Consider the following 14,291-nt stretch of genomic DNA (forward strand, 5'->3'; position numbering starts at 1 on the left):
TGATGCGTGAACCAGAAGAGGCGCGTCGCCCAGGCAGGGTGTGGGAGGATCCGTTTTCCCGCGATCACACCCCAGGGGGAGCGACGCCGAGACGATAGCGGGCATACGGGCCGGCCGCCGTCGACCACAGGGGCTGAATCCCCTGGGTTGTCACCAGCATTGTTCGCCACCAGGCGATCGGCACGGTGGGGCGCTTCTGGGTGTACCGTAGCCTACCTCTACGCCTGCTCCCTGTTTCCCGCGCTTGACTCGTGCCTGGTCTGATATCACCGATGCCACCAGCCATGGCATCTGACACGAGGCATTTTTAGGCATGTCAAACAACTCTGCTGCTCCCCTGCGAGTAGCCAAATTCGGCGGCACCAGCGTGGCCGATTTCGACGCGATGAACCGCAGTGCCGATATCATCTTAGCCAATCCCGCGGTGCGTCTGGTGGTGCTTTCCGCCTCGGCCGGCGTCACCAATGTGTTGGTGGCGTTGTCGGAAGGCAACGAAGCGGAGCGTCGCGCCTACTATCTGGACGAAATCCGCCGCATCCAATATAGCATTATCGACCGTCTGGCCGAGCAAACGGTGATCCGCGAAGAGATCGATCGGATGATTGATAACATCGCTATGCTGGCCGAAGCGGCGGGCCTTGCGACCTCACTGGCGCTGACCGATGAGTTGGTCAGCCACGGCGAGCTGATGTCGACCCTGCTGTTTGTGGAAGTTCTACGGCAGCGCGGCGTGGCGGCGGCGTGGTTTGATGTACGTAAAGTGATGCGCACCAACGATCAGTTTGGCCGCGCCGAGCCGGACAGCCATATGCTCAAGGCGCAGACGCGCACCCTGCTGCTGCCGCGCCTGGAAAGCGAGCTCGTCATCACCCAGGGCTTTATCGGCAGTGAGGCAAAAGGGCGCACTACCACCCTCGGCCGCGGCGGTAGCGACTATACCGCGGCATTGCTGGGGGAAGCGCTGGAGGCGGGACGCATCGATATATGGACCGATGTGCCCGGCATCTATACCACCGATCCCCGCGTCGTGCCGCAGGCCAAGCGCATCGACGAAATCAGTTTCGAGGAAGCGGCGGAAATGGCCACCTTTGGCGCCAAAATTCTGCATCCGGCGACGCTACTGCCGGCGGTGCGCAGCGCGATTCCGGTGTTCGTCGGCTCCAGTAAAGATCCCGGCGCCGGCGGTACTCTGGTGTATAATCACACCGACAATCCGCCGCTGTTCCGCGCCCTGGCCCTGCGCCGACGCCAAACGCTGCTGACGCTGCATAGCCTCAACATGCTGCATGCCCGGGGGTTTCTGGCGGAGGTGTTTAATATTCTGGCGCGGCACGCGATTTCGGTGGACCTTATCACCACCTCCGAGGTGAGCGTCGCGCTCACCATGGACACCACCGGCTCCACCACCACCGGCGCAAGCCTGCTGACGCAAGCGCTGCTGACCGAACTCTCCTCTCTTTGCCGGGTAGAAGTGGAAGAGGATCTGGCGCTGGTGGCGTTGATTGGCAATAAATTGTCGCAGGCTTGCGGGGTGGGAAAAGAGGTCTTTGGCGTCCTGGATCCGTTCAATATCCGGCTTATTTGCTACGGCGCCAGCAGCCATAATCTCTGCCTGCTGGTGCCGGGCGGCGATGCCGAGCAGGTAGTAAGAACCCTGCACGGCGCACTGTTCGACTAAACTTGCCCGGCGACGGGCTTAGCCCGCCACCGAAGCGAAAACGGGCGAGCATACCGCCCTCCTCACCCTGCGGGGGGACGGCCGAGCCTTGCCTATCCCTCACCCGCCGGCGCGGCGACAGGAAGCCGCTATGACGCGGGCGGGCCATGGGGCGCCCTACCGGCGGCCCCGGGCCGTACCGTCAGGGCTTACCGGCGGCCGGGGGCCGGTTGTCGTCACGGTCGCGGATCTCATCCTCTTCCGACTCCTCATCCAGCTCCAGCACGTTATAGGCCACCGAACAGAACAGCGAATTGACCCGTTTCAGATCCCCCAGCAGGCTCAAATGCAGCGAGCTGGTTTCCAAACTCTGCACATTCTGCTGGTGCAAGCGATCCACATGGGCGTGCGCATAGCGGCGGTCGGTAATACGAAAGCGGTGCTTGGCGCGGCGCAGGCGGCGGGCGCTGGTCATATCGTTTGATAAGAACACCGATAGACTTAAGCGCAGATTTGACATCAGCTGCTCATGCAGCGTGTCCAGCTCCTTCATACCCTGGGCGGAGAAAGCCCGGCGCGCATTCAGCGATTTGGCGGCAATATCCCCCGTCATGCGCTCGATAATATCCCCCGCCTGCTCCAGATTGAGCGCCATTTCAATAATTTCCGCCCAGCGGCGCGAATCCGCTTCGTCCAGATCTTCCTTGGGGATCTGCGCCAGATAAAGTTTAATGGCCGTGTACAGCACATCAACGTCGTCGTCCAGACGGCGAACCTCGCGGTTTTTTTCCACCTGACCGTGCAGCACCTCGGTGTGCAACAGCAACATGCTTTCCACCACGTCACCCATACGCAGCGTTTCACGGGCGGCGTTCACCAGCGCCAGCGCGGGCGTATCCAGCGCGCTGGTATCCAAATGGCGCGGGCGCACGCTGCGATCGTCTATCGGCGTATCGGCAATCCACTTACTGCACAGCCGCGCCATAGGATCGGCGAAGGGCACCATGGCCAGACAGCGGAACAGGTTATAAAACACGTGGAAATAGATGACCAATTCCGAATCCGCCAGCGGCAGTCGTTCCAATAGCCCCGCCAGCGGCGAGACAAACGGCAGCACCACCAGGCAGCCGATCAATTTGAACAGCAGGCTGCCGAGGGCGACGCGTTTGCCCTCGGCGTTCTGGCCGCTAGCGTTAAGCATTGCCAGGATCCCACTGCCGAGATTCGCGCCTATCGCCAGGCATAGCGCCACTTTGAAGGAGATGACATCGGTAGCGGAGAGGGTCGCGGTCAGCAGCACCGCCGCCAGGCTGGAATAACTGATAATGGCGAACAACGCCCCGGTCAGCGCATCCAACAGGATATCGCCGGTAAGGGAGGAGAACAGCACTTTGACGCCGCTGGCCTGGGTGATGGGCGTGGAGGCGCTGACAATCAGTTCCAGGGCCAGCAGAATCAGGCCCAGGCCGATAGCGACACGGCCCAGTTGCCCGGCGCGGGATTGTTTACGGCCGAGAAACAGACAAACGCCGATGAAAATAAACAACGGCGACAGCCAGGAAAGATCGAAGGTCAGCACCCGCGCCATCAGGGCGGTACCCACATCGGCACCGAGAATAATGACCAGCGCCGGCGTCAGCGCCACTAATTTCTGGGCCACGAAGGAGGTCACCAGCATCGCCGTGGCGTTGCTGCTCTGCACCAGCGCGGTCACGCCGATACCGGCCATGAAGGCCATAGTTTTTTTCTCTACGCTGCGGCTAAGCACCTGCCGCAGACGGGCACCATAGACACGCATAATTCCTGTGCGAACGATATGGGTGCCCCATACCAGCAACGCCACGGCGGACAGCAAATGTAACAGCGTTAACACTCGGTTTGAAGCTCCCTTTTGCAGATGAATACCGGCGCTCCCTACCGGCGATGCTGATAAGGAGGTTCATGGGGCCGCGCAATCAGGCAACCTCGCATAGTGTTGATATCTCTAACTGTAGACCAATTCGCCCGCCATTTGGATAGAGATCGGCCACAGAACGATTCAAAACATCCACCGCGAGGGAAACCTGGCGACATTCTACCCGATAGCGGATGACATTGCCCAACAGGCTATGGCCGAGGATGACGGCATCAAGCCCTTGTCCGGCCGGCAGCAGCGTTATGGATTCCGGCCGTATCGCCACCCGCGAGCTGTAGCGCCGGCCGGTCAGCGCGCTGGCCTGGTCGCCCTCCAGGATATTGTAATTACCGATAAATCCGGCGGCGAAAGCGTCCACCGGCCGGGTATAGAGCATTTCCGCGCTGTCGTTTTGAACGATGCGGCCCTGATTCATCAGCACCACTCTATCGGATAGCGTCAGCGCCTCCTCCTGATCGTGGGTAACGAAAATGGCGGTTAATTTAAGCTCCTGCTGAATAAGGCGTATTTGATCGCGCAAATAGCGGCGTATGCGCGCATCCAGCGCCGATAGCGGCTCATCGAGCAGCAATAGCCGCGGCCGGGTCACCAGCGAGCGGGCCAGCGCCACCCTCTGGCACTGACCGCCGGAAAGCTGATGGGGATAGCGGTGGGCGAAGGTTTGCAACTCCACCAGCGCCAGCGCCTCATCGGTTCGCTGGCGAATCACGTCGGCCGGCAGCCTCAGCATTTTCAGACCGAACGCGACATTGGCCGCGACCGTCATGTTGGGAAACAGCGCATAGCTTTGGAACACCATGCCGATACCGCGCTGCTGCGGCGGCAGCGGCACCAGGTTTTGTCCTTGCAACATCATCTCGCCGCTGTCCACCGATGTCAAACCGGCCAGGCAGCGCAGCAGCGTGGACTTGCCGCAGCCGCTCGGGCCCAGCAATGTGACGAATTCGCCTTCGTCGGCGCTGAAGTCGATATTGGTGAACACCTGAGTCGGACCATAGTGTTTATTCAGCTGCTTAACCGTCAAATACGCCATGTTTACTCCTTTTCCCTGCCGAGGGCATTGGCCAGCAATGTCAACAGCAGCACCACCACAAAATAAGAAATGACCAGCGCGCTGGTGAAATGACCGCTGCCGTTGCGCATATTGTAGAGATAGACCTGCAGGGTTTCGTAGCGATTACCCACTAACAGATTGGCGAAGACAAACTCGCCGATAAGAAAGGAGAATGACAATAGCATCGCTATCATACAGCCTTTGCGCAAATTGGGCAGGATGACCAGCAGCGCCGCCTGAGCGGTGCTGGCGCCCAGCAAATGCGCCGCATCCATCAAGTCGCGCAGATTGATCGCCTGCAAGTTGTTATTCACGGCGCGATAAATAAACGGCAGCATTAGCGTGAAATAGCAGCAGACCAAGATCCAGGGGGTGCCGGTCAGCGTCAGCGGACCATCGGAATAGAGTTGCAGCAGTCCTACCGATGAGACGACCGGCGGCACGGCGAACGGCAGCAGGATCAAAATGTTCATTACCCCGTCCAGCCAGGGGAAATAATAGGCGATAACGAAAATCACCGGCAGCACCAGCAGCACCGACAGCAGCAGCGCCCCCAGGCAAATGAGCAAAGAGTGCCCCAGCGCCGCCAAAAATCGCGGGTCGCGCCACAGATCCGCAAACCATTTAAGCTGAAAACCCTGCGGCAGAATCGTTGCCCCCCAGGTGGTGCTGAGAGCATAAACCAGCGTTGCCGCCAGCGGCAATAACAGTACCACCAGCAGCAAGGCCACCACGCCGCGATGCCAAAGTAATTCGGCCTGACTCATACCTTTCTCCTCGCGCCTTTAGGGGCGGGCGCGGATATAGCTGCGGCGTACCAACAGTTGATGCGCCAACGTGATTAATACCATCAACGCCACCAGCACCATTCCCAGCGCGCTGGCCAAGTACGGGTCGAGATCGAGATCCCCTGCCACCAGCGCCGATATACGGATCGGAATGATGTTGTAATTACCGGTGGTGAGCGCAAAGAGGGTGGCATAAGCCCCGAGCGCATTGGCCAGCAGGATAACAAAGGTGCCCAGGAGCGCCGGCGTCAATACCGGCAAACCGATATGCAGCCAGAAACGCAGGCGGCTCGCGCCCAAGAGCGCCGCGGACTCGCGCCACTCTTCGCGCAACGCGCCGAAAGCGGGATACAGCAGCAGCACGCCCAGCGGGATCTGAAAATAGGTATAGAGCACCGTCAACCCGGTTTTTGAATACAGGCTAAAATCCGTCATCCAGCCATAGCGGCGCAGTAGCAGGGTGACGCAGCCGTTGGCGCCCAGCAGAATAATAAAGGCGAAAGCCAGCGGCACGCCGGTGAAGTTGCTGGTCATGTTGGTAAAGGCGATGGCGCCGTCGCGCAGGGGCGAAATCCCCAGCCGGTGCAGGGAGTAGCTGGCGACGGTGGCGATGAGCAGGCCGCACAGGCTAGAGGAAAACGTCAACTGTAAGGAGAACTGCATGGCCTGGCGATAAAACGGCGAGCTGAAAATGGTGCGATAGTTGCCGAGACCCCAGCCGTCGAGGTCGCTCATGAAACTGCCAATGGCCATCCACACCAACGGCGCTATCTGAAATGCGGTAAACAGCAACGCAAACGGCAGCAGCACCAGCGCCGCAATCCCTTTGCCCTTCATCGCAGCAAGTCCCCGCAGACCGGTCTGTCGTGGTCTACCCCGAGCAGATGACATACCGTGCCGCAGAGTTCCGTTTGCTGTGGTCGGGCCGGAGCAAGGCTGAAGGCATCGCCGAACACAAACAGCGGTACCTGACGCTCTTCAGGCAAAATGCCGCCGTGGCTGCGGTCATCATTCATACCGTGATCGGCGGTCACGATGACCTGATAGCCCGCGGCCAGCCAGCCCGGCAACCAGCGCGACAGCAAACCATCGGCGTTGCGTGCGGCGTTGCGGTACTGCGGCGTCGACAAGCCGTGGCGATGGCCGGCGTCATCGATATTCATCGGATGGATCAGCAGGAAGTCCGGCTGATGGCGCAGACGCAGGCTTTCCGCATCCTCGAACAAATGGGAGTCCGGATAATGATCCGCATGATAAAAGTGCCCGTATTGAATGGGCAACGCCGGCGCCAGCGTGTGCCGGTCTTCCGCGGCGTTGAACGGCGCGCGGTTGTAAAGTTCGCTGACCCAATGATAGGCCGCCGCCGCGGTTGTCAGCCCCGCCGCGCGCGCGAAATGAAAAATACTGCGGTGGTGAGACAAACGGATGACCTCATTGTGCACCACGCCGCTTTGCACCGGCGGGACGCCGGTAAGAATACATTCGTACAGTGGACGCGATAACGACGGCAATTCGCAGGTCAGCGAGTACAGCCGCCCACGTCCGGCGGCGCATTCACCGTGCAGGTAACCCATAGTGTCATAGGCCACCACATAGCTCAGTCCGTCCAATACCACCAAGATTGTTTTCACTGCCCTTCCTCATACCAGTCCGCCGCGCTTGTTACGCCGTTCGCCGCGGAGGAATACCGTGGCGGGGCGCAATACGCCGGCGCTCATGCCCCCTGCCGCCGGCACGCAACCGGCGAGGAGGGGGATGTCCGATGGCCCGTGACCGGGCGATCCCCTCTACCGCGTTTACTGCTTCATCGCCATCATGACGTTTTCCTGCCACAGACGCGGCAACGCTTTGGCATTCTTCTCCCAGGCCGCGGCGTCGGCTATCGGGTGCGCATTTTTATACTGTTCGTCAGGCAAAAGTTTCGCCTTGACGTCTTCCGGCAACGTCAGTCGTTCAACGCGGATCGGGCGGGCATAGCCGCGAGCCAAATTGATCTGCCCCGCGTCTGAGAAGATGTATTCGCGCGCGAACTTGGCGGCGTTGGGATGTTTGGCGTATTTATTGATGATAGTGCTGTAACCGGAAATGACGCTGCCATCGGAGGGGATCAGTACCTCAAACCGGGTTTTATCAATCTGGTCGCGATAATTGAGGCCGTTAAAGTCCCAGAGGATCCCGACGTCCACTTCTCCCTTCTCCAGCGCGGCAATAGAGGGATCGTTTAGGCCCAGCCGACCGGCCTTGGCCAGTTTGGCGAAGAAGTCGAGGCCCGGTTGCAGATTCGTCTCGTTACCGCCCATGGCGTAAGCGGCTGCCAACACGCCATTGACCGCCTGCGCCGCAGTGCCGACATCCCCTAAAGCAACTTTGTAATCGCCCTTCAACAGATCCGCCCAGCTATGGGGAATCGTTTTCACCGTCTGCTTGTTGACGATAAACGCAATCGTGCCGGTGTAAGCCACCGCCCACTGCCCCTCTTTATCTTTCGCCCAGTCGGGGATCTGATCCCAAGTGCTGGGTTTATAGGGCTGCGTCACGCCTTTTTGTACCGCCAGCGGGGCAAAGGAGACGCCGACATCGCCGATATCGGCGCTGGCGTTATTCTTTTCCGCCAGGAATTTGGCGATTTCCTGCGCGGAACTCATATCCGTATCGCTGTGCTGTATCTGATACTGGCTGGCCAAATCCTGCCAGGTCTGTTTCCAGTTTGCCCACGAATCGGGCATGCCGACGCTCATGACCTGCCCTTCCTGACGCGCCGCCTGCTCCAGCGCCGCCACATCGGCCGCCGCGGCATAGCCTGCCGGACCGATGGCCAGCAGCGCTGTCGTTAACACAGAAGCGTACAAATATTTCATAGCTGAAGCTCCGCATAGAGGATGAAAATGCCTGGCCCTACTGGTCTAGTCCAGCAAGAACTACGCCAATCTACCCCAGCCGGATGAATATTTAATGACAGCAACCCTTACCGGCGTTTTTTTGTTATGGTTTTCGTTCATACCGCCGCTGCTGGCGAAAACAGCTGCACTGAAAACAGGCAAACCGGTGATAAACATGCCCTCTGATAAAGCCTCCCCGGCCGGGGAAAGCGCGCGCTACAGGACGGTGGATGCTATCTGCCAGACCATCGCCGACTGGATAGATGCCGGTCGGTTGGGCCATAACGATCGTCTGCCGGCGGAGCGGATGATGAGCGCGCACTTTGCCACCACCCGCATCACGCTACGTGAAGCGCTCGGGCAATTGGAGGCGAGAGGTATGATTTATCGCGAAGAGCGGCGTGGCTGGTTCGTCAGCCCGCCGCGGGTGGTGTATAACCCGCTGCAGCGCAGCCACTTTCACGCCATGGCGCGCGAGCAGGGGCGGCGCCCTGCCACGCTGGTGCTGGACGCACGTGAGGTGGAGGTACCGGCAGCACTCTGTAGCCTGCTCGCGCTGCCGCCGGCCGCCAGAGTTTACCGCATCCGCCGGGTGCGGCGGATCGATGGCCGCGCGGTACTGTATGTAGAGCATTATCTGAACCCGGCCTATTTCCCGGCGATTTTGCAGCAGGACCTCACCGCCTCGCTGACCGAGCTGTACGCCAACCGTTATGATATCCGCTATGGCAGAGTGCGCTTCGATATGTGCCCGACCACCTTTCCGACGGCGGCGTCGCTGGCGCTAAAGGTCGCGGAAAACAGCCCGGCGCTGTTTATTACCCGCATCAATCGCGACCAGCATGGCCGTATTATCGATTGCGATCTGGAATATTGGCGCTATGACGCTCTGCACGTTAGCGTTGAGGCTGAATAGCAGCGCCGTGGAGAGACGCACATCGCTGTCTGCCGCGCAGACGCTGCGATGTCGGCGAGAAAACCCTCTTAGCCTTGCCCCGGCGGCGAGGTGTTACCGCTAAAGCCAGCCGCACGCGGCGTAAAGCTTACGCCGTCGGTATCCCGCACGCGGCGTTAAGCCTACGCCGTCGGTATCCGGCACGCGACGTAAAGCCCACGCCGTCGGTATCCCGCATACGGCGTTAAGCCCAAGCCGCCGGCATCCCGCACGCGGCGAAAAGCCTACGCCGTCGGTATCCCGCATACGGCGTTAAGCCCAAGCCGCCGGCATCCCGCACGCGGCGAAAAGCCTACGCCGTCGGTATCCCGCACGCGGCGAAAAGCCTACGCCGTCGGTATCCCGCATACGGCGTTAAGCCCAGACTTTCGGCATCCTGCGGGAGCTGCCGCCTCGTCCAGAACACGCCAGGTCCACGGAAAGGAGTCTATAGCCCCTTTCCGCCACGCCCGCGACGGCGAAACCGGGCGTTTAAAACGCGTCCGCCGGCAGGCGGGGCTGTCCGTCGGACGCGGTGACGCCGCCGTCTACCGGCAGGTTGACGCCGGTAATAAAACTGGCGTCATCGCTGGCCAAAAAGGCCATGGCGGAAGCGACCTCACTGGCCTCCCCTGCACGCTCCATTGGGATACGCTGATAAAACTTCTCGCAGGTTTCAGCGGCGAACCCCGCCGTCATCCCGGTCATTACCAGGCTGGGACACACGGAATTCACCCGCACGCCGTCGGCGGCATGGTCAAGCGCCATAGCGCGGGTGAGATTCACCACCGCGCCCTTGGCGGCGCAATAATGCGCGCCGCCCCAATCGCCGCCGAGTCCCGATACCGAGGCATTATTGACAATGCAGCCGCGGCTGGCGATAAGATGCGGCAGCGCCAACGTCGAACAGGCGAGAACGCCGTCAATATTGACCGAGGCCACCTTATGCCAGTTGTCCAGGCCGCTTTGCAACACGGTTCCAGGTATCTGCACCCCTGCATTATTCACCAGCACATCTATGCGGGCATAGCGCCCCATCACCTGGCCTATCATGGATTCCACCGCCTGCCTGTCGGCCACATCCGCCTGCACCACCATATGCCGGTCGGGCGCCAGTCGCGCGGCCACGCGCTGCAGTTTATGCAGTTGGCGGCTGACCAGCACCACCGTCGCACCTTCCTGGGCGAAACGCTCCACCGCCGCCGCGCCGATACCGCTGGACGCACCGGTCACTACCACTACTTTCCGCTGAAAACGCATGGTTGACACTCCTTTGGGTTGTAACTCCTTTAACTAGCTGACGCAGGCTTCGCTTCCGGCAGCCTGCAGTTTGATACCGCTAAAGCGGGCGACCAGCCCCGCTTTATCCGGACAGGCGGCGTAAACGCCCCACAGCAACGGCGCACGACCAACGGGAAAGGGGCAAATCCGCACTACCCGCAGACAACCGTCCGATCCGCCGGCCGACAGCACTAGCGCCTCCTGGCGCAGACTGATTTTGAAAAATAGCCGCTGGGTCTGCCCCCCCGGCCACTCCATCCCCGACCAGTCGGACAACCCCGCGCGCGTCGCCGCCACGCCGAGCCAGGTGGCATTATCCGGCTCGCGTTCCGCGCAAAATTTGATCCAATCGTCGGCGGACAGTCGGACCATCAGCCCGGCCTGGTCATAGCAATGGCGCGGCCGGAAGTGAACGCAGGCGCAAAGCTCGGCATCGCCGCGAAATTCGCTCAGCAGCGCATGTCCATTGTCGGCGTTATGACCAAACCAAGTCTGTCGCCAGAAATCGGTGCCGGCGGCCGGGCATATCGACACCCCCGACGGCCCGATGAACATTTTGCCGGCAGGATTGAGCGCCACCATACGACTATCGGGCGGACGAAGGGTAAAGGCCTCAGCGACCATCGGTACCGTCCTCCGCCCGGCGATCGAAAACCAGCAGCGACTCGACACCCTGCGCCAAGGCCGGTAACAGGATATCGCCGCTGACCGTTTGATGATGGGGATGTGCCAAATAGGCCTCAAGCGCCGACCTATCCTCGAACCAAAGCGCTATCATATGGTGGAAGCCTTTATCGCGCTGCTCACGGCTGAGATTGTCGTACCAGCGCGCGCGTTTGATGCTCGGGATATGCGTCTCCATATCCAGTAGCGCTTTGGCGACAGACTGAATCGTTTCTTGTGATGCATCCTGACGAAATTGCAAAAAGACATTGTGCTCTATCATGGTCCCTCCTGCTTTAGGCTTTCCTTAATAAATACCGGCGGCGAGCGCTTGCCGCCGGCTTGCCGTACTGTCGGCCGTCGTCACGGCGGCGGTGAGGTTTTTTTCACCGCCTTGGCCGGCAGATAGTTGCGCTGCATATAGCGATGTGTTGAAACAAACGCCGCCACCAGCGTCATAACAAAGTGTCTTTTTTCATGTTTATCCATACCTCCCCCTTGCCTTAAAAGACCCGAGAATCGTCCCTCGGGATTAATCGCCGCTGCCCGCCCTGCCGGGTGACATCACGACCCAGCTTCGCGTGCCGGGCAACGGCGGGTTATATAAAAGTTCATAAGGCAACTGACGCAGGTCGGTTTTTTTGCCCAGCAACGTGGCGAAAAAAGCCTGATGCTGCTCGACATAACTCAGCGCCTGCAAAAAAATGGATTGCGTACAGCCCGACATTGACGCCATCAACGTCAATTCACGCTCGAATATCTCACGCGCGCTCACCGGTAACGTTTCCCCGGCCTGCGGTACGCCATAAATCATCACCACACCGGCGTCGCGTACCGCCGCCAGCGCCGTCAGCATCCCGTCCCGGCTACCGGAGCACTCAATCACCATGTGGTAATGCCGGTCCTGAGGGGTTTGCTGGCACACGATGGGATAACTTTGCGCCCAGGCCATCGCGTCGTCATGGATATCGCATAGCGCCAGATGCGCTTGCGTCCAGCGGTGCAGCAACAGATGGCCGAACATTTTGCCCGCCACCCCTGACCCGACGATCAACACGCGTGGCGCGCTGGTGTGTTGTAATGCCGCAGCATGGGTCAATCGGCTAAGGCCGTGCATGACGCACGCCAGCGGTTCCACCAGCACCCCCAGACGGGGATCGTTCAGCGACAAAGTATGCAGACTGCTGTCCGGCGCGCAGATATGGGTGGCGAAGCCGCCGTGGTGGGTAATGCCCAGCTCCTGTTTATGGAGACAATGGCTTACCCACTCTTCCAGGCAGTACTCACACTCACCGCAGGGGATCTCGTTATTCAGCACCCGATAGCGCCCGTCGGTTCCGCGGCAAACGACTTCATGGCCGAGCACACGGCCCTCGCTCTGATCGGACCAGGCCAGGGCGCGATCGGTTTTACAGATGCCGCAGTAGCAAACTTCCCATTGTTGCCACTCGTGGTGTTGCGGGATCAATTTCTCCAGATAACACAACTTACCCGGACCGAGCTTGACGACCGCGGCCATATCAAACCTCCTCCGCGTCGGCCAGGGCGGCGAAGACCTGATCGAGAATGGTCAGCATGCGCTCCATTTCTTCGTAACCCATATCCAGCCAGGGGGCCAATTTGATTTTTTCGCAATGGTAGCCGCCGCTATTAAGGATCAGACGCAGCGTTTCTCCCTGGTAGACGTAATCATTATCCTGCGCCAGCGTGACCGCCTGCTTACCCGCATTACGCCAGGGCAAACCGTCCGGCGTGGTGAAGGTAACGCTAAACAGCATCCCCAGCCCCTCGATTAGCCCAATGAAGGGATAACGCTGTTTTAGACGCCGCAGTCCGCCCATGAAATAGGCCGATTTTTGCGACAGTAGCGGCTCATAATCATGAGCGATCATATAGCGCCAGGTTTGCAGCGCGGCGGCGGTGCCTAAGGAGTGATTGGCAAAATTGCTGTGGGCATGGCCCGGGGTAAAAATATCGCGACTCACTAATTCTTCCCGAGCCCAGACCGCACTGAGCGGGCTGAGGCCGTTAGTCAGCGATTTACCCAGCGTGATGATATCCGGCACAATATCGTAATGCTCAAAGGCAAATAATTTTCCTGTTCGGAACATGCCCACCTGTATTTCATCATCAACGATTAATATCCCGCGTTTTTGCATTTCCGGCACAAACTGGCGGAAAAAGTCTTTTGGCGGCACCGTATAACCCCGCCCTTGGCAAAGCTCAAGGAAGAAAGCGCCTATTTCATTACTGTTTTCGCTGGCAATACCATAAAAATCATTTTCCATCGCTCGCGAAATCATTTTGCCGCAATAACTGCCGCATTCGCCGGGCTGTTTGTCATAATAGCATTGCCCACAATTGGCGTAAGGAAACATTATCGCCCGATCGGCGAATTCGCCATAGTACTGGCGATAACGGTGACTGCTGGACATACCCGACACCGTTAAAGAGCGGCCGTGATAGCCCCCCATCAGGGTCGCCACCCGGTTGCGCCCGGTATTCTTACGTACGATTTTCAACGCATCTTCTACCACCAGCGTGCCGCCGACGTTAAACCCTACCCGGCCGCGTAGCCCGGTGCGTTGATAGATCGCTTCGCAGATTTCCTCCGCCAGCAGTAGCTTTTCCTCATGCAGATAATCCCCGCTAACCTGCGGCAGCTTGTGCAGTTGGCGCTCCACGGCTTGTTCAATTTCACGGTTGCGGTAGCCAAAATTGCAGCTGGAATGCCACATTTGGCTATCCAAATAAATATTGCCGTGAATATCAACCACACGATCGCCCAGACAACTGTCGGCGATAATGGGTCGCGATTGATAATGCACCGTGTCGCCCCAGGACATATATTTATCATCCAGTCGATACAATGCGCTATTTTTTAGCTCCTGCTCACTCAGTTGGGGAACGCTACAGTTCGTCATGACTCATCCTCATCATGAATTAAATTCCGAAAGCTGCCATTTGTGTGATTTACGCTTGAAAAAGCAGATTGCATGGCTAATTTTGCGTGACTTAATGGATTCAGCTCCTTGACCAGGATCAACTTTATGCGGCAGGAAATTAAAGGCAACAGCAATATATTATTTTCAAAAATTACTTAGCTGAATATTAGTTTTT

Annotated in this window: 14 protein-coding genes and 1 riboswitch; of the genes, 2 read left to right on the top strand and 12 right to left on the bottom strand. The window is 59.1% G+C overall.

Annotation, left to right across the window (positions count from 1 at the left end):
- Positions 1 to 7: 7 nt before the first annotated feature.
- A riboswitch (Lysine riboswitch) is annotated at positions 8 to 204 on the top strand.
- A 109-nt stretch (positions 205 to 313) separates the two neighbouring features.
- Entirely contained in the window at positions 314 to 1,678 is a 1,365-nt protein-coding gene (lysC, locus tag SANT_RS19835) for a lysine-sensitive aspartokinase 3 (protein WP_025423980.1), read from the top strand.
- A gap of 181 nt (positions 1,679 to 1,859) precedes the next feature.
- Here lysC and SANT_RS19840 read toward each other — a convergent pair whose 3' ends face one another.
- The 6 genes from SANT_RS19840 to SANT_RS19865 form a co-directional block, all read right to left on the bottom strand.
- Positions 1,860 to 3,530, bottom strand: coding sequence for a Na/Pi cotransporter family protein (locus SANT_RS19840; protein WP_025423981.1), 1,671 nt, complete (start codon positions 3,528 to 3,530; stop codon positions 1,860 to 1,862).
- An 82-nt stretch (positions 3,531 to 3,612) separates the two neighbouring features.
- Positions 3,613 to 4,605, bottom strand: coding sequence for an ABC transporter ATP-binding protein (locus tag SANT_RS19845; RefSeq protein WP_025423982.1), 993 nt, complete (start codon positions 4,603 to 4,605; stop codon positions 3,613 to 3,615).
- Between the two features lie 2 nt (positions 4,606 to 4,607).
- Positions 4,608 to 5,393 (bottom strand): ABC transporter permease, encoded by a 786-nt coding sequence (locus SANT_RS19850; RefSeq protein ID WP_025423983.1) that lies wholly within the window; start codon positions 5,391 to 5,393, stop codon positions 4,608 to 4,610.
- 18 nt (positions 5,394 to 5,411) lie between these two features.
- Positions 5,412 to 6,251, bottom strand: a complete 840-nt coding sequence (locus SANT_RS19855; RefSeq protein ID WP_025423984.1) for an ABC transporter permease — start codon at positions 6,249 to 6,251, stop codon at positions 5,412 to 5,414.
- On the bottom strand, positions 6,248 to 7,045 hold the full coding sequence (locus SANT_RS19860; RefSeq protein WP_025423985.1) for an alkaline phosphatase family protein: 798 nt from the start codon (positions 7,043 to 7,045) through the stop codon (positions 6,248 to 6,250). The genes SANT_RS19855 and SANT_RS19860 overlap by 4 nt, the downstream gene beginning before the upstream one ends.
- Before the next feature lie 165 nt (positions 7,046 to 7,210).
- Positions 7,211 to 8,272 (bottom strand): ABC transporter substrate-binding protein, encoded by a 1,062-nt coding sequence (locus SANT_RS19865; RefSeq protein ID WP_025423986.1) that lies wholly within the window; start codon positions 8,270 to 8,272, stop codon positions 7,211 to 7,213.
- A 196-nt stretch (positions 8,273 to 8,468) separates the two neighbouring features.
- Here SANT_RS19865 and SANT_RS19870 point away from each other — a divergent pair, with 196 nt between their 5' ends.
- Complete coding sequence (locus SANT_RS19870) at positions 8,469 to 9,209, top strand: UTRA domain-containing protein (protein WP_051440254.1); 741 nt, start codon at positions 8,469 to 8,471, stop codon at positions 9,207 to 9,209.
- Positions 9,210 to 9,719: 510 nt separating this feature from the next.
- Here the strand turns inward: SANT_RS19870 and SANT_RS19875 are convergent.
- The 6 genes from SANT_RS19875 to SANT_RS19895 form a co-directional block, all read right to left on the bottom strand.
- Positions 9,720 to 10,487, bottom strand: coding sequence for an SDR family NAD(P)-dependent oxidoreductase (locus tag SANT_RS19875; protein WP_025423988.1), 768 nt, complete (start codon positions 10,485 to 10,487; stop codon positions 9,720 to 9,722).
- Between the two features lie 33 nt (positions 10,488 to 10,520).
- Positions 10,521 to 11,132 (bottom strand): DUF1349 domain-containing protein, encoded by a 612-nt coding sequence (locus SANT_RS23075; RefSeq protein WP_025423989.1) that lies wholly within the window; start codon positions 11,130 to 11,132, stop codon positions 10,521 to 10,523.
- Positions 11,122 to 11,454, bottom strand: a complete 333-nt coding sequence (locus tag SANT_RS23080) for a Dabb family protein (protein ID WP_025423990.1) — start codon at positions 11,452 to 11,454, stop codon at positions 11,122 to 11,124. The genes SANT_RS23075 and SANT_RS23080 overlap by 11 nt, the downstream gene beginning before the upstream one ends.
- An 80-nt stretch (positions 11,455 to 11,534) precedes the next feature.
- Positions 11,535 to 11,660: a hypothetical protein gene (locus SANT_RS24815; RefSeq protein ID WP_257720073.1), complete on the bottom strand. Its 126-nt coding sequence runs from the start codon at positions 11,658 to 11,660 to the stop codon at positions 11,535 to 11,537.
- A 43-nt stretch (positions 11,661 to 11,703) separates the two neighbouring features.
- The gene (locus SANT_RS19890; protein WP_025423991.1) at positions 11,704 to 12,690 is read right to left on the bottom strand and encodes a zinc-binding dehydrogenase; all 987 of its coding nucleotides are present in this window, start codon (positions 12,688 to 12,690) and stop codon (positions 11,704 to 11,706) included.
- Between the two features lies 1 nt (position 12,691).
- The gene (locus tag SANT_RS19895; protein ID WP_025423992.1) at positions 12,692 to 14,095 is read right to left on the bottom strand and encodes an aspartate aminotransferase family protein; all 1,404 of its coding nucleotides are present in this window, start codon (positions 14,093 to 14,095) and stop codon (positions 12,692 to 12,694) included.
- Between the last annotated feature and the right edge of the window lie 196 nt (positions 14,096 to 14,291).

The sequence above is a fragment of the Sodalis praecaptivus genome (genome assembly GCF_000517425.1).
In the GTDB taxonomy this organism is placed as follows: domain Bacteria; phylum Pseudomonadota; class Gammaproteobacteria; order Enterobacterales; family Enterobacteriaceae; genus Sodalis_A; species Sodalis_A praecaptivus.

Excerpts from the sequence above, each read along its gene's own strand:
- lysC (WP_025423980.1), top strand. The coding sequence starts at position 314 with ATGTCAAACAACTCTGCTGCTCCCCTGCGAGTAGCCAAATTCGGCGGC.
- SANT_RS19845 (WP_025423982.1), bottom strand. The coding sequence starts at position 4,605 with ATGGCGTATTTGACGGTTAAGCAGCTGAATAAACACTATGGTCCGACT.
- SANT_RS19850 (WP_025423983.1), bottom strand. The coding sequence starts at position 5,393 with ATGAGTCAGGCCGAATTACTTTGGCATCGCGGCGTGGTGGCCTTGCTG.
- SANT_RS19855 (WP_025423984.1), bottom strand. The coding sequence starts at position 6,251 with ATGAAGGGCAAAGGGATTGCGGCGCTGGTGCTGCTGCCGTTTGCGTTG.
- SANT_RS19865 (WP_025423986.1), bottom strand. The coding sequence starts at position 8,272 with ATGAAATATTTGTACGCTTCTGTGTTAACGACAGCGCTGCTGGCCATC.
- SANT_RS19870 (WP_051440254.1), top strand. The coding sequence starts at position 8,469 with ATGCCCTCTGATAAAGCCTCCCCGGCCGGGGAAAGCGCGCGCTACAGG.
- SANT_RS19875 (WP_025423988.1), bottom strand. The coding sequence starts at position 10,487 with ATGCGTTTTCAGCGGAAAGTAGTGGTAGTGACCGGTGCGTCCAGCGGT.
- SANT_RS23075 (WP_025423989.1), bottom strand. The coding sequence starts at position 11,132 with ATGGTCGCTGAGGCCTTTACCCTTCGTCCGCCCGATAGTCGTATGGTG.
- SANT_RS23080 (WP_025423990.1), bottom strand. The coding sequence starts at position 11,454 with ATGATAGAGCACAATGTCTTTTTGCAATTTCGTCAGGATGCATCACAA.
- SANT_RS24815 (WP_257720073.1), bottom strand. The coding sequence starts at position 11,660 with ATGGATAAACATGAAAAAAGACACTTTGTTATGACGCTGGTGGCGGCG.
- SANT_RS19890 (WP_025423991.1), bottom strand. The coding sequence starts at position 12,690 with ATGGCCGCGGTCGTCAAGCTCGGTCCGGGTAAGTTGTGTTATCTGGAG.
- SANT_RS19895 (WP_025423992.1), bottom strand. The coding sequence starts at position 14,095 with ATGACGAACTGTAGCGTTCCCCAACTGAGTGAGCAGGAGCTAAAAAAT.